23 protein-coding genes are annotated in these 23853 nt (G+C 39.6%); 6 read left to right on the top strand and 17 right to left on the bottom strand.

Going from position 1 to position 23853, the window contains the following annotated elements:
• Positions 1-48: 48 nt before the first annotated feature.
• The 8 genes from AAC000_RS15225 to nadE form a co-directional block, all read right to left on the bottom strand.
• The gene (locus tag AAC000_RS15225) at positions 49-378 is read right to left on the bottom strand and encodes a YbaB/EbfC family nucleoid-associated protein (RefSeq protein WP_339723800.1); all 330 of its coding nucleotides are present in this window, start codon (positions 376-378) and stop codon (positions 49-51) included.
• 41 nt (positions 379-419) lie between these two features.
• A complete protein-coding gene (gene dnaX / locus AAC000_RS15220; protein WP_339723746.1) occupies positions 420-2966 on the bottom strand; it encodes a DNA polymerase III subunit gamma/tau in 2547 nt (848 codons plus the stop codon).
• Between the two features lie 9 nt (positions 2967-2975).
• Entirely contained in the window at positions 2976-3512 is a 537-nt protein-coding gene (gene apt / locus AAC000_RS15215) for an adenine phosphoribosyltransferase (protein ID WP_339723745.1), read from the bottom strand.
• Between the two features lie 270 nt (positions 3513-3782).
• The gene (locus AAC000_RS15210) at positions 3783-4544 is read right to left on the bottom strand and encodes a putative DNA-binding domain-containing protein (RefSeq protein WP_339723743.1); all 762 of its coding nucleotides are present in this window, start codon (positions 4542-4544) and stop codon (positions 3783-3785) included.
• Positions 4544-5407: a DUF692 domain-containing protein gene (locus AAC000_RS15205; RefSeq protein ID WP_339723742.1), complete on the bottom strand. Its 864-nt coding sequence runs from the start codon at positions 5405-5407 to the stop codon at positions 4544-4546. The genes AAC000_RS15210 and AAC000_RS15205 overlap by 1 nt, the downstream gene beginning before the upstream one ends.
• A 74-nt stretch (positions 5408-5481) precedes the next feature.
• On the bottom strand, positions 5482-5796 hold the full coding sequence (locus tag AAC000_RS15200) for a hypothetical protein (protein ID WP_339723741.1): 315 nt from the start codon (positions 5794-5796) through the stop codon (positions 5482-5484).
• Positions 5797-5945: 149 nt separating this feature from the next.
• The gene (gene glnB, locus AAC000_RS15195; RefSeq protein WP_339723739.1) at positions 5946-6284 is read right to left on the bottom strand and encodes a nitrogen regulatory protein P-II; all 339 of its coding nucleotides are present in this window, start codon (positions 6282-6284) and stop codon (positions 5946-5948) included.
• Positions 6285-6323: 39 nt separating this feature from the next.
• Complete coding sequence (gene nadE, locus AAC000_RS15190) at positions 6324-7154, bottom strand: ammonia-dependent NAD(+) synthetase (RefSeq protein ID WP_339723737.1); 831 nt, start codon at positions 7152-7154, stop codon at positions 6324-6326.
• A 242-nt stretch (positions 7155-7396) separates the two neighbouring features.
• Between nadE and AAC000_RS15185 the strand changes: the two genes are divergently transcribed.
• Positions 7397-7939: a GspH/FimT family pseudopilin gene (locus AAC000_RS15185; protein WP_339723735.1), complete on the top strand. Its 543-nt coding sequence runs from the start codon at positions 7397-7399 to the stop codon at positions 7937-7939.
• Between the two features lie 88 nt (positions 7940-8027).
• On the opposite strand, the gene AAC000_RS15180 is transcribed toward AAC000_RS15185, so the two are convergent.
• Positions 8028-8771, bottom strand: coding sequence for a peptidase (locus AAC000_RS15180; RefSeq protein ID WP_339723733.1), 744 nt, complete (start codon positions 8769-8771; stop codon positions 8028-8030).
• Positions 8772-9061: 290 nt separating this feature from the next.
• Here AAC000_RS15180 and gloA point away from each other — a divergent pair, with 290 nt between their 5' ends.
• Positions 9062-9445 carry a lactoylglutathione lyase gene (gene gloA, locus AAC000_RS15175; RefSeq protein WP_339723731.1) on the top strand — a complete coding sequence of 128 codons (384 nt, stop codon included), beginning with the start codon at positions 9062-9064 and terminating at the stop codon, positions 9443-9445.
• A gap of 10 nt (positions 9446-9455) precedes the next feature.
• The gene (gene glpQ, locus AAC000_RS15170; RefSeq protein WP_339723729.1) at positions 9456-10436 is read left to right on the top strand and encodes a glycerophosphodiester phosphodiesterase; all 981 of its coding nucleotides are present in this window, start codon (positions 9456-9458) and stop codon (positions 10434-10436) included.
• Between the two features lie 39 nt (positions 10437-10475).
• Here glpQ and AAC000_RS15165 read toward each other — a convergent pair whose 3' ends face one another.
• The 3 genes from AAC000_RS15165 to AAC000_RS15155 all read right to left on the bottom strand — a co-directional run bounded on the left by AAC000_RS15165 (position 10476) and on the right by AAC000_RS15155 (position 14508).
• Positions 10476-11597, bottom strand: a complete 1122-nt coding sequence (locus tag AAC000_RS15165) for a DNA alkylation repair protein (protein ID WP_339723728.1) — start codon at positions 11595-11597, stop codon at positions 10476-10478.
• An 11-nt stretch (positions 11598-11608) separates the two neighbouring features.
• Positions 11609-12784 carry a hypothetical protein gene (locus AAC000_RS15160; protein WP_339723726.1) on the bottom strand — a complete coding sequence of 392 codons (1176 nt, stop codon included), beginning with the start codon at positions 12782-12784 and terminating at the stop codon, positions 11609-11611.
• A gap of 107 nt (positions 12785-12891) precedes the next feature.
• Entirely contained in the window at positions 12892-14508 is a 1617-nt protein-coding gene (locus AAC000_RS15155) for a choline dehydrogenase (protein ID WP_339723725.1), read from the bottom strand.
• A 264-nt stretch (positions 14509-14772) separates the two neighbouring features.
• Here AAC000_RS15155 and AAC000_RS15150 point away from each other — a divergent pair, with 264 nt between their 5' ends.
• Positions 14773-15489 carry a hypothetical protein gene (locus AAC000_RS15150; protein ID WP_339723724.1) on the top strand — a complete coding sequence of 239 codons (717 nt, stop codon included), beginning with the start codon at positions 14773-14775 and terminating at the stop codon, positions 15487-15489.
• A gap of 6 nt (positions 15490-15495) precedes the next feature.
• Here the strand turns inward: AAC000_RS15150 and AAC000_RS15145 are convergent, their stop codons facing one another.
• The 3 genes from AAC000_RS15145 to AAC000_RS15135 form a co-directional block, all read right to left on the bottom strand.
• Positions 15496-16950, bottom strand: a complete 1455-nt coding sequence (locus AAC000_RS15145) for a hypothetical protein (RefSeq protein ID WP_339723722.1) — start codon at positions 16948-16950, stop codon at positions 15496-15498.
• Between the two features lie 262 nt (positions 16951-17212).
• On the bottom strand, positions 17213-18676 hold the full coding sequence (locus AAC000_RS15140) for a wax ester/triacylglycerol synthase domain-containing protein (protein WP_339723720.1): 1464 nt from the start codon (positions 18674-18676) through the stop codon (positions 17213-17215).
• A gap of 39 nt (positions 18677-18715) precedes the next feature.
• Entirely contained in the window at positions 18716-19405 is a 690-nt protein-coding gene (locus AAC000_RS15135; RefSeq protein WP_339723718.1) for a TetR/AcrR family transcriptional regulator, read from the bottom strand.
• 83 nt (positions 19406-19488) lie between these two features.
• Between AAC000_RS15135 and AAC000_RS15130 the strand changes: the two genes are divergently transcribed.
• The gene (locus AAC000_RS15130; protein WP_339723717.1) at positions 19489-20256 is read left to right on the top strand and encodes a ParA family protein; all 768 of its coding nucleotides are present in this window, start codon (positions 19489-19491) and stop codon (positions 20254-20256) included.
• Between the two features lie 23 nt (positions 20257-20279).
• On the opposite strand, the gene AAC000_RS15125 is transcribed toward AAC000_RS15130, so the two are convergent.
• Together AAC000_RS15125 and AAC000_RS15120 are read right to left on the bottom strand one after the other, a co-directional pair.
• Positions 20280-20819 carry a CIA30 family protein gene (locus AAC000_RS15125; RefSeq protein WP_339723715.1) on the bottom strand — a complete coding sequence of 180 codons (540 nt, stop codon included), beginning with the start codon at positions 20817-20819 and terminating at the stop codon, positions 20280-20282.
• A gap of 64 nt (positions 20820-20883) precedes the next feature.
• Complete coding sequence (locus tag AAC000_RS15120; RefSeq protein ID WP_339723713.1) at positions 20884-22101, bottom strand: DUF445 family protein; 1218 nt, start codon at positions 22099-22101, stop codon at positions 20884-20886.
• Between the two features lie 259 nt (positions 22102-22360).
• Here AAC000_RS15120 and AAC000_RS15115 point away from each other — a divergent pair, with 259 nt between their 5' ends.
• Positions 22361-23833: a DUF3336 domain-containing protein gene (locus AAC000_RS15115; protein ID WP_339723711.1), complete on the top strand. Its 1473-nt coding sequence runs from the start codon at positions 22361-22363 to the stop codon at positions 23831-23833.
• Positions 23834-23853 lie beyond the last annotated feature (20 nt).

Below are 23853 nucleotides of genomic sequence, written 5' to 3'. Positions count from 1 at the left end.
GTTTCTAGTTTCTAGTTTCTAGTTTCTAGTTTCTAGTTTCTAAAAATACTAGAAAGGCATTTTAAAACCAGGAGGCAAAGGCATTCCACCGGTTACGTCAGCCATTTTTGCTTTTGTTGTTTCTTGTACACGTCTTACACCATCATTGAAGGCTGCAGCCACTAAGTCTTCGATCATTTCTTTGTCGTCTTCCATCAAACTTGGATCGATATCAACGCGACGTACTGCATGATTACAGGTCATAGTGACTTTAACCAAACCGGCACCTGACTCACCTGTAATTTCTGTTTTCGCTAATTCTTCTTGATTTTTTTGCATGCGCTCTTGCATTTGCTGCGCCTGCTTCATCATGTTACCCATTCCACCTTTCATCATAATCTGTCTCTCTTTTTCTTTGATAACTATTGTTTGTTAGTTGCTTATCTAGCTTGAATACTTTGTTCGTCAACCTTGGCCGCAAACTGTTGTTGCAACAATTGGATGCCAGGATCATTCTTTACCACTTCCCTGGCGTATTCGTTACGCACTTGGTTAACTTTAAGTTGTAAAGCATAAGGAGTGTTAATGGGTTGTCCTAGCTCAATTTCAAGTTCAATAGAGTCATTAAGTGCTAAACACAGTGCTTCTTTGAGCTGCTGCCGCGCAGTATCTGAAATCAGGTGCCCTTTAGCCTCTAAAAGAGTTAATTTGATGGTGTTACCTTGTTGCTTAAAAGCAGAGTGCAAAGCCAGCTGTTTAGTTAACGCCGTGACTTGCATAACTTCAATTAATTTACTCCACTCATCCACTTGGAACGCTTTTAGTACTTTTTGTTTATTTGGTAAAAAAGCAGAAATTTCTAGGGTTACGTCACCTACATTTTCTTCATCTAAGTGAGCACTTGAATCAAAGGTCTCGGCTTCTTCAATTGTTTTTTCTGCTGAAAACGGGCTGACTATTGGTGCATCTGTGGGTAAAACCTCTGTTGTGCCTTGAAACTCATTTTCAACTGACCATGGCGGTGTATTGTTGGCAAGGTGCTCAGTGCCTTTATCAACTGGTAACTCAGGCGTTGCTAAAGTGAGAGTTTCAGACGCCTGACTTAGGATTTCGACATTATCAACAACGTTTTTTTCCTCTACGTCTTGATTTTGTTTGCGGATCGAAGCTAGGTTAAGTGGCGTAGAGCTCTCAGACTTTTTTACCTGTTCAGCCCCTTCCCCCTCATTACGTTGACTTTCTTTAAGCTTGTTTCGTAGTGCTATTAAATCAGCTGTAGAGGTATTAGGCTGCGCTGCGCCTTGTTGATTAGGCAAATCCTGCGGAGCCAGTTGTGGCATTGTGGCGTTTTCATAGTGCGAGGTTTGATACTCACCAGTAAAGGCTTCTGAAGACTGCTCTTCCATTGAAACGGGTTGGTATTGGTCATAATCTATTGGTTGATGACCATAATCCTCTGCTTGGCGCATAATATCTTGTTGTTGCGCATTTAAGTCTTGTTGTTGCGTTTCTAAACCATGCTGGGGCGCTTGCAAATCTTGCTGTGGCGCATTCACATCATGCTCTGATGAAGCGGATTCAGCTTCTACTCGTTGTGCTACTTGATTTTGTTCGGGCTCAATATTGACTGCATTATGGGCCGGCATGTTATTTTCAGGCGGCACTGCAACAGTTGGGTTTTCTTGACTATCCTGTTCTACATAAGCTTGATTTTGATGGGCGACTTCATGAGTGGCATTAGCCACAGGTTCAGGCGCTAAACTGGTGTTAGTATCAAGGTTTTCTGCCAGACTATCAGTGTTTGCAGCTTGTTCTTGTTGCGTAATTATTTCAGTGGCTGGTCCAGCAGCTGTTTCAACGGCTGGCGTTTGAGCTGCAATATCCAGTGCATCTAACTTTAAATTATTCGGACAAAATGCCAACATACGCAACAAGGTCATTTCTAAACCTGTTCTTGGATCAGCTGCGTGGGGTAAGTCTTTTTTACCTGTCAGAGCAATTTGGTAAAGCAATTGAATTTGTTCAGCAGGTACAGATTTGGCAAGTTGAAAAATGGCTCTAGCAGAAATAGTTTCTAGTTTACAGGCATCTGGCACAAACTGAGTTAATGCAATTTGATGTAGCAGGCTCATAATTTCAGACAACACCAATCCAAAATCAGGTGCTTGCTCAGACATCATCTCTACTTGTTGCATCACTTTGTGACTGTCTTTTTGAACCACAGCATGCACCAGTTTGAGCACTAGATTCTTATCCATCAGCCCGAGCATATCTGTCACTATTTGCAAGCCAACCACACCGTTACCTTGAGCTATGGCTTGGTCTGTCAAACTTAAGGCATCACGCATACTACCTTGGGCAGCTCTAGCTAATTGGCTTAGGGCTTCTTTATCACGCACAATCCCCTCTTCGCCAAGCACAAAATCTAATTGCTGACTAATTTGGGTTCGCGACAATGCCTTCAGGTTAAATTGCAAACAACGGGACAAAATCGTAACAGGTAATTTTTGTGGATCTGTGGTCGCCAATAAAAACTTTACATGGGGCGGCGGTTCTTCAAGGGTTTTTAACAAAGCATTAAAACTATGCTTAGACAACATATGTACTTCATCTATCAAATAGACTTTGTAACGCCCACGACTAGGTTTGTATTGTACGTTATCTAATAACTCACGGGTGTCTTCCACCTTGGTACGAGACGCGGCGTCAATTTCTAGCAAATCAATAAAGTTACCATTCTCTATTTCTTTACAAGTACTACACTGACCACAAGGCATAGAACTTAAGCCTTGTTCACAATTTAAACTTTTTGAAAAAATACGCGCAATAGTGGTTTTACCTACACCTCGGGTGCCAGTAAACAGATAAGCATGGTGTAATCTATCGTTATCAAGAGCATTGGAAATGGCGGTGACAACATGTTCTTGTCCAACTAACTCGCCAAAACGATTAGGTCGCCATTTTCTTGCTAATACTTGATAACCCATATTATTTGATCACTCGCCTTCGAATTCACAAATTGAAAAACTCGTCACACCACAATCGATAAGTTTTTGTTCACCGCCGAGATCCGGTAAAGAAATCACAAAACCTGCGTGTTCAACCACGCCACCTAAATTTCTTATTAAATTGGCTGTGGCGATCATCGTGCCACCCGTTGCCAATAAGTCATCCAACATCAATACTTTTTCACCGGGTTTCACTGAGTCTTTGTGAATTTCTAAGCAATCAGTGCCGTACTCTAGTTCATAACTTTCGCTTATCACTTCACGAGGCAACTTATTTGGTTTACGCACAGGAATAAACCCTATACCAAGTTCAATGGCTAAAGGAGCACCAAACAAAAATCCTCGCGCTTCAGTACCGGCAACCTTATCAAAACCCATTGGTGCGTAATGCTTCAATAATAGTTCAATGGTAGCCGAGTAAGCTTTGTGGTCTTCTAAAACAGAAGTCACATCACGAAACATGATCCCTGGCTTTGGATAATTAGGAACGGTTTTAATAACCGATTTTATATATTCGGCGGACACGAATTTCCCCGTAATTTAAGAATAAGAAAAGTAGAGAAGTTGCGGGTATTAAAGGTAAAAAACGAACCAACCCAAAATGACATGCATGAGTGGCAACGCTAGCAGGGTACCTATGGCGACAATCAAATAAACCCAATTAAAAGGGTCTTGTGGACAGTTTTCATCTTGCATTATTGCACTCCAAGCTTTAAGGGGACGCCCCCTTATTTAACAACTAAATTGAAGGCGAGATGTTAATCCAAAGTTCAATAAATTGATAGCCCTAAAAAGCTAGGCGATTAATGTAGATTCGTTAGCAGGAAATAAAATCTCTTTATCTAGCAAGGTCTGCAGCACTTGTTGAATTGATTCAATAATTTGTTGAGATTCAACTTGTGGCATAGCGGCAATCATTATTTTATTAAGAGAATTAACGCTTACCACGCCTTGTTGCAAGATAGTGTTTAATAAGTGCGCAGATACCGCATTGATCAAAGTAAAGTTAACTTCATCACTGGAATCTCTATAAACCACTAAATACACGACTTCACCGGCCTCAGTGGGATAAAAATCAGAACTTATTTGATGAACAGGATAGTGGTAACTAACCAAAGTGGCTAAGTCTGACATACAGACTTCTGTTATCTGGGATTGTCCATCCCATGCTTTAACCGTTTGAGTGGTTTTACGTACACTGAGATCTAATTCCAACCATTCGTAATGTGCCAATTCACACATAAATACCGGGTCTGACTCAGTTAATACATATTCACTGCTTAAGTATTCGACAAATTCTTTACTGATATCAATAAAGTAGGGTGAGCGACATTCATGTTCACTAAAAAATTTTCGTGCCAGTGATTTCCATTGTTGCTCAGAATACAAACTTTCTAGTACAGGAAACCCTGAACTTAAAAACCCTAAAATATTATTAAAAAACAGCTCCCGATATATTGCTAAACGCCTGTCTTCGATTCCGCCTTCGAATGGATGACTTTGAGGATCTTTAATATGCTGAATAAAAGCATGTTGAGTTTCTATAAAAGATTTCATTAAGCGCGAAGTTTCTTAGGTTGCGTCGACGTCATCTGCTGCTGTTGCACTTGCTGCTGAATGGTTCTAATTTTTTCCATTTCCAATAATAATTCATTAATAGGTGGAATATTAAAATCTCTTTCTAACAAAGTGGGAAACACACCATGAATTTCATAAGCCTTTTTTAATAATTGCCAAACAGGCTCAATCACGTCAGCACCGTGAGTATCAATCTTTAGATCTTCTGCTTCGTCATAATGCCCTGCAATATGGCCATAGACAATTTTACCTGTGGGCATGGCGGCTAAGAACGCTTGAGGATCATACCCGTGATTGATTGAATTCACATAAATATTATTGACGTCTAATAACATTAAACAACCAGACTCATTCAGTACAGATAATGTAAACTCTTGCTCAGTCATTTCTTGCCCTGGTGCGGCATAATAAGACACATTTTCTAACAGCAATGGCCGTTCAAGAATATCTTGCACTTGTTTTACCCGTGCCACTACATGTTTAACGGCTTCTTCGGTGAAAGGGATCGGCATCAGATCATACATATGACCTTGGCCAGAACAATAACTTAGGTGTTCGCTGTAATACAAAATATGATGTTGATCTAAAAATTCTTTAACGCTTTTAACAAAGTTGATATCTAAAGGTTCGGGGCTACCAATAGACAAAGACAATCCGTGACTAACAAAGTTACAAGCAGAAGTAAATTGTGTGAGGTTTTTCTGATATTTACCACCAAGAAGGATCCAGTTTTCAGGAGCCACTTCCCAAAAATCAACAGAGTCAGGAATATCAGGCAATAGCTCGTTGAGCATTTCTCGACGTAAGCCAAGGCCAACCCCGGAAAGATGTTTACGACTCATATCCCCTTCTCCTTAAAAATAAAGGCCGACAAGAGTCGACCTTTAACAAAAATGAATTAGTACGAATGTAGTGATTAAGCTTGGCCACCACATTTGCCTTCACCACATTTACCTTCTTTCATGGTTTTGGCTGCTTTTTCAGCTTTGTCACCACCACATTTGCCTTCGCCGCACTTGCCTTCTTTCATGGTTTTGGCTGCTTTTTCAGCTTTGTCGCCACCACATTTACCTTCACCGCACTTGCCTTCATCAACACTTTGCATAAAGCCAGATTCTAAAGAATGAACAGTAAAAGGGTTAGTATTAGCCTGCACACTAAGAGAAGCTAAAGAGCCAATAACAACTGCACCAAGTGCAGTAGCGATAGTTGTTTTTTTAATATGTTGCATAAAGGGTATCCTTCAAAATGAGTAATCAATAAAAATTGTTTGTTAAATACTATTGTCTGGTTTCAAAGCATAAGACCAATGGGTCGTTATAATTATTTCAGTTTATTTTTAAAACGTGATGATTATCGACAAACAACATATTAATTCAGTTAAACAGCATCTTCGTTTTCTTCACCCGTTCTAATACGTATGACACGCTCTACATCATATACAAATATTTTACCGTCACCTATTTTTCCAGTTTTTGCAGTGTTCATTATGGCTTCGATACAACGTTCTACTTGATCATTTGCGACTATTAATTCGACTTTAACTTTGGGTAAAAAGTCGACATTATATTCAGCGCCACGATACAATTCAGTATGGCCTTTTTGGCGACCAAAACCTTTTACCTCTGTGACAGTCATGCCACTTACGCCAATTTCTGACAATGCTTCACGTACATCGTCCATTTTAAAGGGTTTAATTACAGCTTCTATTTTTTTCATTTTCAGTCTCAATTAATGTGGCTTGTTAATTCAAAATTATCAATCGTATATGGTCGGAATTGGGACCCGCTTATGTTGGGTCTTTTCAAAAATTGCGACCAGTTTTTCGGCAACTTCATCGGCAACAGCCTTACCTTCTAAAAAATCATCAATTTGGTCATAAGTCATGCCAAGCGCTTGTTCGTCTGATTTCTGTGGCGCTAAAGTTTCTAAATCAGCAGTGGGGGCTTTATAAATAATTGTATGTGGTGCACCTAAAAACTCCGCAACTTGCCTAACTTGACGTTTATTTAAGCCAAATAGCGGCGCAAGATCACAGGCACCATCACCGTATTTAGTATAAAAACCAGTAATATTTTCGGCCGAATGATCTGTACCTAACACTAAACCATCAAGAAGTCCGGCAACTTGATACTGTGTCACCATGCGAGTACGAGCTTTAACATTACCTTTTACAAAATCGCATTTAGCTTCACTACTCGGAAGCAAACCAGTAGCATCTAACGCTAGGCGAGTTTCTTGGTCAATTGCATCTGCACCAGGTTGCACATTGATTGCAAGATGTTGACTAGGCTGAATAAAACCGATTGATGCTTGGGCATCAGCCTCATCTGCTTGCTCATTATATGGCAATCTAATTGCTACAAATTGATACCCTTGTGTTTGTTGCTGATTTAACTCATTCACAGCAATCTGGGCTAAACGACCTAAAGTACAGGAATCTATTCCCCCACTTATCCCCAGTACTAAGGTTTTACAACCACTGCTAATAAGTTGAGATTTAATAAAATTGACTCGACGCTCAACTTCATATGTAACATCAATTTCAGGTAACACCCGCATTTGTTCTATCACAGTACTCGTCTGCATTTTTTCCCTCATTAATGTCATGCTAATTAAAAACGCCAACTAGGCTGATAATTCCCACTGTTATTTTTAGCCTACTGCTCACACAAAAAATAGCTACAGCTTAATGTTAGCAACATGTGTATGTTAATCCTAACCTTTGATAACTATTTCATACCCTAATTTATCAAAAATAGATTATCGTGTACCAATAAAGAAGTGTTCACTTCTTTATTGGTACTTATCTAATGACTGGAGCGTTTAAAGTGAAACAACAGAAAGGTGTGACCTTGGTGGAATTAATGGTCACTGTCTCCATAGTTGCAATAATACTTGCATTTGTTGCCCCAAGTATTCAGAGCATCTTAATAAAAAACCGAATTGTGGCTGAAATCAACGAAATAAGCTCGATAATCCAGTATGCAAGGCACCATGCTATAGACGAACAAACCCAAATTGTTGTTTGCCCTTCGGCCGATTACTCTGTCTGTTCTGAAGACTGGAATAATCCGAAAATCGTCTTTATCGACGACGACGAGGACGATATTCGAGGTGCAGATGAAGAATTATTAGCGTCAGTGAGCGCCACATCTGCAACAACTCTGATGACGAACACAACCGACATCATTAAGTTTTCCGAAACCGGAGAAGTCAATCTAGCCACTGAAATTTTACTTTGCCACAAAGACAAAGCCGCAAAATACGCCCGTTCACTGTCTGTAACCTTACAAGGTAGAGTTAAAATGAGCACCGACAGTGACAATGATGGTGTTAACGAAAATGCTGCTGGAACAGCGCTATCTTGCTAAAACTATCCCCTAAAAAGTGGGAGGACCTCTGTCATGGTCTCAGGGAAATTTACTACTCAGCTTTTACAATCAGCTAACAAAACAGCTTTTACTTTACCGGCTTTTCCCACTCAAAACGAGGAAGCCGTTTAAATGCTCTTTTTAACCCCTCGTTCCATTGTTTCTGAATCGACTTATACATAATACTATTACTGGTTAATACGCTGTGATAAGGCTTTTCAATTACACCTTCACTATGTATAGCCAGTTCAATAGGTGGACCAACAGAAATATTACTGCGGATCGTGGAATCTAACGACACAACCGCACAGCGCGCCGCATCTTCTAGTGAAGTACTACGGGTGATAAACCTGTCTAAAATAGGTTTTCCATACTTATTTTCACCTATTTGTAAATAAGGCGTTTCGTCGGAAGCCGTAATAAAGTTACCTTGTGGATAAATCAAAAAAATGCCACTTTTTTGGCCTAAGATCTGCCCGCCTAAAATGAAACTTGATTCACTGGAGGACTTTGAATTTTCCATTGCTTTGGCATGACGATTTTGTTCTTTTTGACTAAGTGAACCAATATACTCGGCCACCTCATGGAGATATTTACCTTTGCTGATATCAAATTTAGCAGTAGGATCATCCAAGTCCTTATTGATTGCATTGATCACCGCTTGCGACGTAGCAAGGCTTCCAGAGGTCAGAAGTACCAGTGAACGATTACCTTCAAATACAAAGCTAGTCATTTTACTATAGGTTGCAACGTAATCGACTCCCGCATTAGTTCGAGAATCAGAAGCAAGCACCACACCTTTATTCAAACTTATCGCTAAACAATATGTCAAAGTATCTCTCTTAGAAGTAACAAGACCAGAATTTCTTGCATCTTAATGAAATTTAATTGTGCTCTAGTTTGAATCGGTAATCATTGAAAAACAAACAAATTTTTAGTCCAAATTACAAAGTGTTAACCCCACAAGTTACTCAGGTAGCGGTGACTACTCATATTATTCACCGGTAAATTGCGTTAAAAAATAAGATTGTGTCTAATTGTCATATTACTGCGTTATTCTTGCTTTTTTACGCCTAAGTCTATTTACTCGTGGCCTAGAGATTTGTTCGAAAAGGAAACCTTATGCGTTTATTACACACCATGTTGCGGGTTGGGGACCTACAAAAATCAATTGATTTTTACACCCACCTTATGGGTATGAAACTACTTAGGCAAAGTGAAAATAACGAATATCAATACACGTTAGCTTTTATCGGCTACGGTGATGAGTCAGATACAACTGTACTGGAGCTAACCTACAACTGGGGTAAAAGCAGCTATCAAATGGGTGAGGCTTTTGGTCATATCGCTATTGCTGTGGATGATATTTACGCCACCTGCGACTTTATCGAACAACAAGGTGGCGACGTTTACCGTAAACCTGGCCCAGTTAAAGGCGGACAATCTGTGATCGCTTTTGTGCGTGATCCCGATGGTTATGCCATAGAATTAATTCAACGTAAATAAAGTGAATGTTATGAAACTATATGTATTAGGACTGCTGATGATGAGTTTTACCAGTCAAGTGAGTGCCGCAAAACCTTTAGTTATTGCACATAGAGGTGCGCCTGGCTATTTACCTGAGCATACACTCGAGTCGGTGACTTTAGCCTATTCTCAAGGGGCCGATTTTATTGAACAAGACTTGGTAGCCACTAAAGATTCACAATTAATAGTGTTACATGATATTCATCTTGAAACTGTCACTAATGTGGAACAAGTATTCCCAACTAGAAAACGCCAAGATGGGCGATATTACGCGTTAGATTTTACTTTAGCTGAGTTAAAAACCTTAACTGTGCATGAGCGACAAGATGCAAAGGGTAACCAAGTATTCCCTCAACGTTACCAAGGCAACAGCTCGTTTCACATTGCAACATTTGAAGACCAAATTGAATTAATTCAGCAACTTAATCGGCAATTCAACAAAAATATAGGCTTATATCCTGAGATTAAGTCACCCGCTTGGCATAAAGAGCAAGGCGTGGACATCAGCCAATTGGTGATGGCTGTGTTGCGAAAACATAACCTAGATGATGCAAATAAGAACATCTATGTGCAATGTTTTGACTTTGCAGAAACCCAGCGGCTACGCAATGATTTAGGTGCAAAGGTTAAACTCATTCAACTGATTGCAGAAAATGATTGGTTAGAATCACCTACAGATTATGACATTTTGAAAACACCAGAAGGATTATCGGCAATAGCCAAAGTCGCCCAAGGGATAGGTCCTTGGATCCCACAACTGGTTGATATTAAAACCATGCAGCCCACAGGTTATGTAAAACAGGCACATATTGCTGGCCTCCAAGTACATCCCTATACATTCCGCAAAGACGCCTTACCAGACAATCTAGATACACAACAAACACTTCAATTTTTATTTAATGACTTAAAAATAGATGGACTGTTCACTGATTTCACAGACACTGTGGTTAATTATTTACCTAATCAGTAACCCTATATTTTTTGACGACACGGATGTTGCAATTACGGATTATTTCTTAAGTTGAAATTCGCCAAGCTGGGTATTTTGACCGTTAATAACCACCTCAACCTTATGTGCTCCCAAATACAATGTACGTGTGGTCATAGGTTTTAATGACACTTTTTTAGAAAACATCAGGGATTGATTAGGCGCCAGTTCCACGGCTTTAAGCTTAAAGACTTTTGGATTAGCTTTGCCATTGGCCTTAACAAAGTGAATCGAAAAATCGACCATTAACGCAGTTGTTTTATGGCCTTGATTAAGCAGTTCAAAACTCACTTGAACACTACCTCCGATTTGGGCTTGTTCTGGTGTTATGCCAACATTTTCTATTTTAACATCAGCAAAACTACCATAACCTAAAGCTTCCAAAGCCCCCTTCTCACCACGTTTAATCGCACCACGTAGTGCATGTTTCACTAACCACACTCTATTCTTAGAAGCATTGTTGAGCCAGTTCTTAGCTATTTCAGCTAAAAGCACTGGGTGATCTTTGCCAATATCATTAAGATTGTTGGCCACTGAACGCCTAACATACATCTCGGTATCGTCTTTTAATAACTCTAATAATGAAATAACGGCTGATGGATCTTGAATAAACTCAGGTAATCGAGACGCCCATGGCAAACGAGTACGCGTGCCTTCAGAAACCAAGCGCCTAACATGTAAGTTGGCGTCTTTAGCCCATAATGCCAAAAGCGCTAGAGACTTTTCTGGGTAACGTTGAATAAAAGGCCGAATGGCAAATTCGGAAGTGAATTTTTGGGTGAGCAAGTAAAGTGCATGCATGGAAAGATCAAAATTATCTAAACCATTATCACTCACAAAAATGCAATGAGGCATAAAAATAAATGACGCTAAACTGTTGTTTTCATCTTGCTCAACAGCTACCTCTACAGACGCCAATAAAATTCCGACGGCTTGCTCAAAGTTATCTGGAAGAAACACCTTTAACGCTGCTGCAATTTTTCGACCTCTGTCCATCAACTCTAACTGGTCATAACCTAGCTGCACATGATTAACAAAACCTTCTACATCAAAACTTGGGTGTACTGCTAAAATCATATTACTGATTTTTTCGGCGACAGCTAATGGGTATTTATTTTTCAGCAATTCTGCCAATTTTATCACTCACTGTTATTTTACATTAGGGAATTTAGCTTCGCTAAATAGAGCTTTTCATCACTTGGTTTGAAAGCCAACTCTGCTGCCTTTTCCATGGAAATTTTAGCTTTACGTCGCATGCCTAAGTGAAAGTAGGTTTTTGCCTGTCCAAAAAAACTTTCATGTAAGTAAGGAGCTGTTTGAATAGACTTTTGATAATATATTAGAGCTTGTGAATAATTTTCTTGCACATAGGCTTGGTTTGCTAAATCGAACCATCTATAGGGATTATCATCTCGAATTTCACTATATTTAGCTTTCATTAAGGCTACTTCTTCGAGACGATTCTGTTCTTTTAATAACAAGATATAATTACTGAGCATACTGACAGAACTGTGAGAGCCTTGAATTCCACTTAGATAAATGACTTCTGCAAGGGACTTATTTCCTGTTATCTTATGTAACACCGCTAATGTATTCAGAGTCTCACTATTATTTGGCGATAACTCCATCGCTGCAGATAACAAAGAATAGGCCAAGTCAAACTCCCCCTCCACTATCGCTTCAGCGGCTAAATTCTGGTAATACATTGCGATAAAATCCACATCCTCGACTACTCCACCAATATATCTGTTTGACGAGGGAAAATAATCAATAATGATTTTTGAGCGAAGCACATTAATACTGTGTTTGTTTTCTTTGGCCTTTTGGGGAGCATAAAGATGTGATTGTATGTGCGATGATATGGTCATCACGCCTACATTTCGCTGGTATATGGGTGCAGAATTGACTTTTCTAAATTCAATATCGAGGTTGACGAGAGATGCATAGGCTTTAGTCAACACAGCTAAAGACAAGCAATTACCCGCTCGCTCTGTAGAAGCTAAATGGGCGTTATAGGTTTTACCTTTGTAATCAAACCCATCTAAAAAGTTATCGATGTAGTTATATAAGCGAATATGACCTTCAGTTGCTTGATTGGTTTGTGCATAGTAATAATCTAAGAAGTGGTGTTGACTTTCTTCACTTAATTTAAAGATATCATTAATGGATGGCACGTCAATTGACTCAAATAAGTCACTGCGCCATTGTAGACTCGCTTTAGGCTTTTCTAGGTCACTCATGACCGACAAAGTTGTTTTATTTGATGCAACACAACCCGAAAGTAATGAAAATAAAAACAACACACCTAACCATTTAACAGCCCACATCATTTGACACTTCTTTTGGCATTTGAATAAATCAAAAGATATCGAATTTAACGCAAACTTACTATGCCATTCAAAAGTTTTATGAATGTCACCTAAAGCCCAAAGCTGCGTTATTGATATTGTTGTTTAATTAAATCTGCACAACGTTCAGCAATCATTATGGTAGGCGCATTGGTATTTCCGCCAACTAGGGTTGGCATCACAGAAGCATCCACTACTCTTAGACCTTTTACCCCTTTTACTTTTAAATCAGGGGCTACCACTGTCATCACATCGTCAATATCTCCCATTTTACATGTGCCTATTGGGTGGTAAATAGTTTCGGCTTTTTTACGGATAAAGGCTAATATTTGCTCATCAGTTTGTGCTTCTGGACCCGGCCCAATTTCCCAGGATTGGTACTTATCAAAGGCAGCTGCCGCTAAAATGGTTCTAGCTCGTCGCACTCCATCAATCATCACTTTTTGATCATCAGGATGTTCAAGATAATGAGGATCAATCATGGCAAGATCCTGTGGATTATTCGAACGTAGTTTAATTTCTCCTCGGCTTTTGGGGTACAGGCCACATACATGCACTCCATACCCGTAACCAAACGCCGTAGAACGACCATGATTCAGCAATATTGCCGGTAAAAAATGATATTGAAGGTTAGGGATAGCACCTGCACTTTGTGTTCTGTCAAATCCCCCAGCCTCCGCTACATTGCTGGTCAGTAAACCTTTACGATTAAACAAATAATGAAAGGCCGCTTTGATATATCGGGGAATAAGTGCCAGTGAAATAGAGTAACTTTCGCGACTTTTACAGCGATGCTGGACAATGGCATCGAGGTGATCTTGAAGGTTTTGCCCTACTCCTGGTAAATCTATTAGGGTTTCAATACCTTTTTCAGCTAAATGTGCTTTTGGCCCGACACCAGACAACATCAATACCTGAGGTGAATTGATTGCGCCTGCTGATAACAATACTTCTTTGCTGGCAGTCAGTTCAATAGATTCACCATTAAGTTGCAGTTTGACCCCTGTTGCCACACCGTCTTTAATTTGAATTTTTTCAACCAATGCCTTGGTGAATACCGTTAAGTTAGGTCGTGTTAAGGCGGGGGTTAAATAACCTTTTGCGGTTGAACAGCGCTGCCCATTTTCCTGTGTTACCTGATAAAACCCCAACCCTTCTCGCTCGGCACTGTTAAAATCTGTGACAGTGGCCAGACCTATGTCTTGGGCCGCAGCAACGAAGGAGTTTGAAAGTGGATTGGTATGGCGTAAATCACTGACACTTAGGTAACCATCTGCACCATGTAATTCGCTTGCGCCATGTTGTTGTTTTTCGGATTTTTTAAAATAAGGTAAAACTGATTGCCAGTCCCATCCTTTGGCCCCCATCTCACTCCACAGATCATAATCTTCAGGAACTCCGCGGATGTAACACATTGCATTGAGTGAACTTGAGCCCCCCAATACCTTGCCTCTAGGCCAAAAAAGTTTGCGGTTATTTAAATGGGATTGTGGCTCGGTATCGTATTCCCAACCTAATTTAGTCATACGGGAAAGAAAGGCCAAACCAAAAGGAATATGAATAAAAGGACTTTTATCAACACCACCTGCTTCAATCAAACACACACTAAATTGACTATTTTCAGTCAGGCGTGCAGCTAAGGTGGCACCTGCCGAACCTGCTCCTATGATAATAAAATCGAATTGTGTTTGAGAATTTTTTTGCATGAATCGACTACTTACTTGAAACTTAGAATAATGTGAATCTTTGTTGTTAAGAATACCTTTGAAACAGCGTCACCACTTATTAGGGCGCTAACAACACTCATCTGATGTCCTACCAGTTAGTGTATCAAAAAAGCCATCTTAATGTTACTTTCCTATAATCTATCAGACCTGCAAACAAGATAACTTTATACAATAAAATTCAATTAGTTATAAAATGCATATAGGGCACAGTATTATCACAAATATTTATGGAGAAGCATTAGTTTGAGTTCGCAATCTATCAAATCATCATTTCGCTTGCTCCTAGCTAAGTGTCTTATCTACCTAAAACGACTTAAACACGTGGATTATTCAGTAGAGGATATAAGTCAGTTAATTGAACCTCACTTACCGACTTCGTTTCCTATTACTGTACCCAGAGGAGACGGGCGTTTTACCCTGTCACAAGCCAAAATTACTATGCCATTTAACTCTAACTATATTCAAGGCGAATTACTGGGTGGCATTGAAGTGACTTACCTTGGCAACCCCATTTATCGCGCACACGTTATTTTAGTGGTACAAGCCAAACCTTACTATGATATCAACACAAAGAATGTACTGTTAACTGACATAAGTATTACCGATATTCAGATGTTAAACGATGAATATGCGATTCTAAAAGATACCACCCATCTTATTAGCCTTTTTGTGCCTAGCCCAGTTTTATCTATGGTCGCAGGCACAATGAAAACCGCCTTCAATATTATGACTGGGACCACAGCCAAAGAAGCCCAGAGTTACTTACAAGTGTATTTAAGCGGCAGCAAACAAAAAGTGCTGGAATACCATAAACCCCAAATTGAAAGTATCATTGTTAAATTAGCCGCCAGTGAAGACATGCAATATAGTTTGGATAGTAACGACTTTGAAGAAGGGTTATTTATTCAATATGGTAAAAAAGTGGTTGTTGAAAAGGGGCACCTGAGATTCAAATTCTGAGCAAACTCAGCGACTGCGATTCCATAAATTTTGATTACCTTCTACACAAAAATAGTTGTAAGGCTCCCAGTAGTCAGGAACAAATGCCTTACTTTCCTCAGGCTTGAAGTCGTAGGTTAACTTTTCCATGATTTCAATTAAGCGTTTGGGATCAATTTTCATTAATTTTTTACGAGCAATCGGATAATGCAGATTGATAGTTTTATCCACAACCAACGTTTTACCAAAAGTTAAGAACATTAAATTTTTTGTCACTGGTCGACATATAGGTTCATCTAACACCTTAGGGTTTAACTCGGTCACTATGGCGTATTCGTATAAATCTAATTCATTTCCTCTCATGTCTTTAGGTATGTAAACAATGCCATAACCCAGCGGGAAATGACCTACAATATCCACAAATACCTTGGCGATTTGTTTGCTGACCACCTTTTTGATAGCCAGTTGTTCTATCAAAATAGAAGCGGTGGGATAACTTTTTCGTTGGAAGCCACGTTTGGTTGAAAAAATAATAGATGCATAAATTTGCGGAATTTTTATGATTTCACTGGTACCTTGTTTTGCGCAATTCGCATCTATCACTAAACCAAGCTGAAATTTTAGTCGTTGCTTTTCAGACTCATCAAAAGCAGCCTGTTCTTCCGCTGTATCCGCGCTGGCTTGCTGACAACCTAAACCATTTTGTAAATAATCAATGGTATAGTCATAATTCAAGCGCAACATTTTTTCACGCTCGTCTTTTTCTAATAGACGGAACCGGTCTTTTTCGCCGTTCTCACCTTCTAAAAGTTCGATTAAGTTAGGATGTTTAAGACCTACATCCTGAAAAATTGCCGCAAGCATAATCGGCAAAATGACCGACTGGGTATAACAAATATAATCACTTGCCTGAGGTTCATAACGTATTTTTGGGTCATAATTTCTCATCATATAGGCATTTTTTACCACGCCATCAAGCACCAGTTTGTCTAGTACTCGCAAACTTAAAACGGCTTTATAGGCTGGTTTTAATTTATGGTGAAGCTCAGCTAATTTTTTACCTGTACCAGGTGAAAAAAGTACTAATGTAGATAAAAACTTAGCGCTTTTTAATTGTGTGTCATCAAAGTCTTGGCCTTCACTCAAAGACAGCAGGTTAAGACACATATCTACCGCATCGTTTAGTCTGGCAATCCTAGCGTTCTTTTGTACATTAAGTTCGTGGTGATACTTTTTCTTAAGTAAAAACAAATGCTCATCGAGTTGTGTCGTTTTTGGGCCTGATTGCGCTTTTTTGGCCGCTACAACCTGTTGAATTTCGGTTTTTATTAGCTGTAACTTTTGTTTGTTTAAAGGCTGCTGCTTGAAGTAATCTTCAGCTTGTTGATAAAGAGAAGGCTTTCCGTCTTCGTTACCACTTATCCCATTAACAATTCTATCTACCGAAATGCTGTAGCTAGAGTGAGTATTTTTGTTTAACACTATAATTCAACCAAAAAATGACTTGGATTGTTAAAATGTAAGGGCTGTGGAAATTGCATATATCACCGAGGCTGTGGTCACTTAGTGCATGACTGAGGAGAATTTATTGAAGTGTTTCCATTGTAAACCAAAGATGAACAACGAATAAAGGTAAATAAACGCCCCTGATATGCGAGGTTTCTTATATATCTACACCATTAGTTTTTAAAACAGCGTTGTTGAGGGGGCTCACTGCGACTTCTGAAATATATGCCCCCCAATTTTATTTATTGTTGTTTTTGTCGATAAAAGGTTCATCGTCAACAATTGACACATCGTCTTGGTCAATCTCCTCACCAATATCTGCAATACTTAAACTTGGATCATCCACACACTTTTCTAACATTTCAAAGGCTTCTAGGCAGTAACGCCTTAAAGGTTCTAAACTATCAATCTTATTGTTGCAACACACCAGGCCAACGTTGGCCTGCCCATTGTAAGTGACCATAGTGATATTCACCCCACCACCTGGGGTAATAGTAGAAACAGGGTAGGCAGCAAGCAATTCACTATCTTTATAGTACATTCTTTTCTTGGGCCCAGGCATATTGGATACCAAAGTGTTGGCGATAGGTTTGACCCAATTCGATAAGCCCAACATTTCAAAGATGATGGCATAAGTTTGAATGAGTAAGGTGTAATAACTAAACGAAGCGGGATGAGAAACTTTTGCTGCCCGTTTAACTTTGCGATGATTCTCAATAATTTCTCTGAGTCTAAGATAGGGATCAGTATGCCCATGAGCGAGTTCAACTGGCACTATGGCAATTTTATTACCATAGGTGGTTTCTCCTGGCTTACGTAAATTGATTGGCATATTAGTATATAACGCTTTCTTAAATGTATGCCCATAGTCTCTAAGCTGACGGTGCACCGCAATGTCGAATACACATAACATCACTTCATTTGCCGACGCTCTTAAGCGTTTACTTAGGGCTTTAATACGTGCAAAGTCTATATCCAAGGTTGCCATTGCACGGCCTTTTTTTACTTGCCCTGTCAATACAGTTTTAGTACCTGAAAAGGGTAACGGCATGTAGTCTGTGTTCACTCTAAGCAACTTGAGCAATAACCTAAATATGATCCAAATAAGATCTTTAGTGGCAATAAAAAATCCCCACACGCCACCAAAGGCAGCTTTAAACCAGTGGACTTTATTACGTTTTCTTTGAGTTCTGTCCATTGACCAAACGGGCACAAAACCTGTGACAATCGGTTCTGGGCTATAGCCTGCCTGAAACCAACGAATAAGCGTACTGCCATCACCACACATATGATGAATTTTAATATACAGCGCAAATTGCTGAGTATTGTTGTCTTTAATTAAATGAAATTGCCAAAGTGGTTTGTCTCTGGCTAACCAGGGTTCATGTAAGCTGGCGATAAACTTATGTAAGCTAGGCTTATCGTTTAAATCTTCGATTGAATGCAGCTGAACATGATAATCCATGTCTAATTGTTTCACAGGGACAAACTTTAAAGGGTACCCCAAAAACGTTTTTACTCTGCAGTTGAAGGGTGCACGAGCTTGGTCGTTGGCTCGCATTTCTGCAGCGAGTTCATCTACATAGTCCTTTGTGGCCTCAGCAGGCATTTTCAAAAGTTGCAAACTGGCTACATGTTTTGGGTTATCTTCAGACTCGGTGAGCCAAAAAGTCTTATCAAGAAAGGTTAGCTTTTTACTCATAATGTCATCCTTTTAAACCCAAACTCAGGCAAATACCCATTAATCTTCATTAGAGAATTCTCGATTGACAATGGCCTCTTGTAAATGATGTAACTCACCCGGTTCAATATTAATATGAGGTAATAACGCAAACAAAATGGCTGACAAACTTTTGTATAAATACTCGTCACCATTAATATCATGGCCTTTCAAAGTATAATAATTGCCAGCCTGACTAAATACTAAGCCTATGATTTCAACCATTTGTTTACACTGGCCAGCAGACGCTGTAATAGATTTTTGCTCGACAAACTTCGCCAAAAGTTCGGTCACACAGCGTTCCTGGGCGACCATCAACTTAATAAAACCCTTGGCCACTTTAGGGTATTTGTCGGTTAAGTCACTGGGATTACGATATAAGAATCGAAACAAGTGATTTTTTTCGATAATGAGGTAAAGATAATAAAAAAAATCTTCAATACTAAGGAAAGTATCAGTTTGATTGCTAGGCGCATCTAAAATGGCGCGCATTTGTTGTTGATAAAGCTCAAACAGTGCTGCCACTATTACTTCTTTACCTTTAAAATGATAATACAAATTGCCTGGACTGATATCTAGTTCCATTGCAATCTCGACACTACTAACGTTGTTCTCGCCTTGCTGATTAAAAATATCCAAGGCAGTGACTAATATACGCTGAGCCGTTTTCATTTTATTATCACCAAAAAGTGATGGAGCATGTTGTATCATTCCACACTGCGAGCATGTAGTGCAAGTGTTTGAAAATAAAGCTTTTGTCTTTTAAGGCATAGAACCACTATTTAGGACAAACTATGATTAGAGTACTGTTCAACAAAAAAGGCGGTGTCGGCAAATCTAGCTTGGCCGTTAATCTAGCGGCCATCTCTGCTAGTCAGGGATACCGAACCTTACTCATTGACTTAGATACACAGTGTAATAGCACTGCCTATCTGAATATGACTGATATGCCCAAAGACTCTACTATTGCGGATTTATTTGAGCAAACCATTACCTTTCATTTACATAGACGTCCTGCCAGTGACTTCTGCCAAGCAACACAAGTTGAAAATCTCGATATTATTGCCGGCTCAGAACGATTAGCCGAGTTAGAGAGTGAGTTAGACAGTAGGCATAAAATTTATAAATTACGAGAAGCCTTGGATTCGCTTCAAGACACTTACCAGCATATATTTATAGATACAGCACCTGCTCTCAACTTTTACAGTATGTCGGCACTAATTGCAGCACAACGATGTTTAATACCTATTGATTGCGACGACTTCGCTAGACAAGGCTTATATAGCCTGCAACAAAAAATAGCAGAGATAAAAGAAGATCATAATGACAGCTTGGAAATTGAAGGGATCATTGCCAACCAATACATGACAAACGCCAACTTACCCAAACAAATCATCAATGAGTTAATCGCCGAAGGGTTTCCAGTGTTACCTGAATATATTGGCCAGTCGGTTAAAATGCGCGAATCACACCAAGCTAAAAAACCTCTTATCTTGCTGGCGCCTAAACATAAACTGACACAATCCTTGATAGGTATATTTGCACTCTTAGATAAAAATTGAACTAGGTGCGAAAGCACTATGTCCTATTGCCTTATGCTTCTTATGGCCAATTGAAAGTCTCCAGCTTGTTTGTCAGCAAGCATAAAGCCTAATTGTTTAACATCAGTAAATAATAATGACGGAGCTCGACTAACCAAACGTCCACGAAATTGAGCCACAAAGTCATCTTCAGTGAACGTCAATGTTTGCCATTCATCGACCTTACTCGTAAACTTTGCTACATAAGCGACACCATCAAGTGTCTTATTGGTTCTAAGACGCAATTGGTAAATTCGTCCATCACCATTAATTTCCAGCAAAATAGGCTTATTGCCACTTCCAAGGGAAAGAGGCCCCACCCGCCTAACTGACGCAAAACCACCATTATTTTCTAAAGAAAGGTTTCCTTCAAAATATGTTTGGTCGTCTTCTAATCGTAAATTCGACTGAGACACTCCGCCCATAACGCTATCGTTTACTCGATACCAATAGAGGAGTTCCTGAGGATCAGAAAAATCAATTTTCATCTGAGCTGATACATTTGCGCATTGCATGATAAAAAGAACAAGTAAAATGGTTTTCATACCGACGTCTACGCAAAGCGTATAAAAATAGATTAACTTTTTACTTTGAGTTGTGGCGATTTTTCTACATAAACACCAGATACAACTGCATAAACCCTGCGCCCATCCCTAACAAAGCCCCCGTTACTATCAGCTTCCACTCATCGGCTTCGTAGGCTGGGCGTAGCACACCTTCAAATTCTTCAGGGGTTAACGCTTGCATGCGCTCACATAGGTCATCACCAATTCTTAGGGCTTTATTGGTGTATTCATAGGCATAAGCTAAATACTTTTCTGAATCCTCAAAAATACGCTGAGTAGCCAGAGCTTTCATTTTATAATAAGAGTCAGAACCCACTCCTAAGGCAAAATAGGGCTGTGCGATAGCCACATAACGTTCGATTGCATCATTTACATGTAATTCAATCAACTCCAACAATTGCCCTGAGCCAGAACCGTGTACCGCAATTTCCATAATATTTTTTGAGGTCATTAATTTCGCCTCAATAATATCTGCATACACCCGAGAGACTTCTTTCTGGCGTTTTAAAAACATACCTTGAATAGTGAAACCCATAAATTTAACGGGGTGTTTAGGTTCAAAAATGATCTTTAAAGCGATCCAGTTTGTGGCATAACCTACAATCAAACCACCTACTGGTAATACCCACCAAGTAGGATAAAACAGCCAAACTGCCATGGTAGGTAAGCCAAATAGAAAACCAAAATAAAAGCCAGATTTTTCAATAAAGGGAAATTCTTTCTCACCAGACTTTAAGAAAATTTCGTTAATAAGTTCAGGAGCATTCACTAACTGCCCTACCACCAGCTCTTTAATATCGACTATTTCTTCAATGTTATATTTAAAATCATCCACCATTTTTGTCACAACATTGGGAATATCGGCTTCTACCCTCGCGTACACGAGATTTTTCCCATGCACTGGCAACGAGGCCCACAATTGGGGGGCTGACTCTTTCATTACATCATTGATAATGACGCGAATAGTTTGTTTAAGACGTCGTTGTATGGCTTTAGTAAGTTCTATAGGATCAATGCGATCGGCTAATTCTTGTACGCTGAGTAATTTACCCAGCACTAGTTCAACTTCAATTTCTGCCATTTCTCGGCGTTTAGCTGGGATTAAACCTTGCCAACCCCAAAATGGCTTAAAGCCAATAAATTCGATGGGATAAAACATCATTCTAACAGCTAAAAAATTAGTAGACCAACCCACTATCGCGCTAATAAAAGGGATAGATAACAAAGGGAGATGAGCAATGAGTTGATCAAATAATTCCATATAAAGCAGTTGCGCCTGTTCATTATTATTTTGTGGCTTACATCAGCCACCTACGAGGCTAACTATTGGAATTAGAATGGTCAATCTAAAAATACCCTAGCTTGAAAATTATCCAAATAAAACCCTTTTTAAATACAACCAGTTAGCACAGAAAACAATTTTGTTTATAACTGTCATAGCCAAACATCTTTAATTTTGGGTAGCAATTTCTAATTTTTTACGGTTATATCTGGTCAGACTAGTAAAATGAGAGACTTGCATGGCAAATCATACCCTTTCTGAATTACAAGATATCATGAAACACGCCCGCTCTTACGAAGAGTATTACGAGGCAGCATTAGCTCATGACGAATTGTCTGGCGCCCAAGAATGGAAAGCCAAAGATCCATGCAAGGACTATGATTACCGACTCATCCGTAAAAGAGTACAACGCATAAAACAAGCCCGAGTGAGCGGTGACGCATCCGGTTTGATGTATATTTTACACGAAGGTTTACACGGCAACTTAGGTAATATTGCCTCATCTGCACTGAATCAACACGCTAAGCTTGGCACCAAACAGCTAATTGAAGAATTTATCCAAGAAGTCTGCGGTGCCTTAGATTTTATCTACCAAGCCGATGAAAATGAAATCGACTTCTACGAAAAATTATCTTTCTTTGAGGAAACGGCACAAGCTTTTGGCCGCAGTTGCTTAATGTTAAGTGGCGGTGCAGGCCTTGGTTTTTTCCATTGTGGTGTGATTAAATCTTTAGTAGAGCATGATCTACTGCCCAAAGTGATATCGGGTGCCAGTGCGGGGTCTATTATTGCAGCGCTCGTTGGCACACGCACCAATGAAGAGTTATTAGAGGTGATTAAACCAGAGTTTATCCAGCAAAAGTTCAAACAATGGCGATTATGGCAAGGCTTTGGCAAAAACAGTTTGCTCGACAGTAGTAATCTCGAAAACGCCTTGATTGAATTGTTTGATCTCACTACTTTTGAAGAAGCCTTCAAAAAAACCGGCAGACATATGACCATCACGGTTTCTCCGGCCGACCTGCATCAACATTCACGTTTGTTAAATGCTAAAACTTCACCCAACGCCATTATTACTCAGGCGGTCAGAGCTTCAACTGCGATACCTCTATTGTTTACACCAGTACAATTAAAAGCCAAAAACAGAGCAGGTGAAATTGTGCCTTATATTCCCAACCGACGTTTTGCAGACGGCTCTATTATGGCCGACCTACCCTTTGACCGATTAGCCCGACTATACGGCGTCAACCACAGTATTGTCAGTCAAACCAACTTAATTGCAGTGCCCTTTTTGGCCAGGGACAAAAGAGACACCACTGGATTAGTTAGCTTAACCTGGCGCTACGCAGCCAAAATTGCCAAAGTGAACAGCATTTATGCCTTTGATATACTTGAAAATCTGATTAGCCACCGCGCCGCCAGATTAGGCATTCACAAAGTGCGTTCTATTGTTGATCAACAATACGTAGGTGATATCAATATTTTGCCTAGCGCCACTTTGGCTAATTTAAAACACATAGGTTCAAACCCCAGCTTAAAAAGCATCCAAGAACTCATCCAACATGGCGAACGCGCCACTTGGCCGCAGCTCGACTTAATTAAACGCAATACCATGATCAGCAAAACCATCAGAGACTACTTAACCAAGTTAAAACAAAGAGAAGCGAGGTTACTCAGTGAGCACAATGGATTGCGCGTGGTAAATGGTTAGCATGCTGAATAGCGTTAAGC

This window comes from uncultured Paraglaciecola sp. (assembly GCF_963977085.1).
Taxonomy (GTDB): domain Bacteria; phylum Pseudomonadota; class Gammaproteobacteria; order Enterobacterales; family Alteromonadaceae; genus Paraglaciecola.
This window is presented reverse-complemented; position numbering and strand designations above follow the sequence as displayed.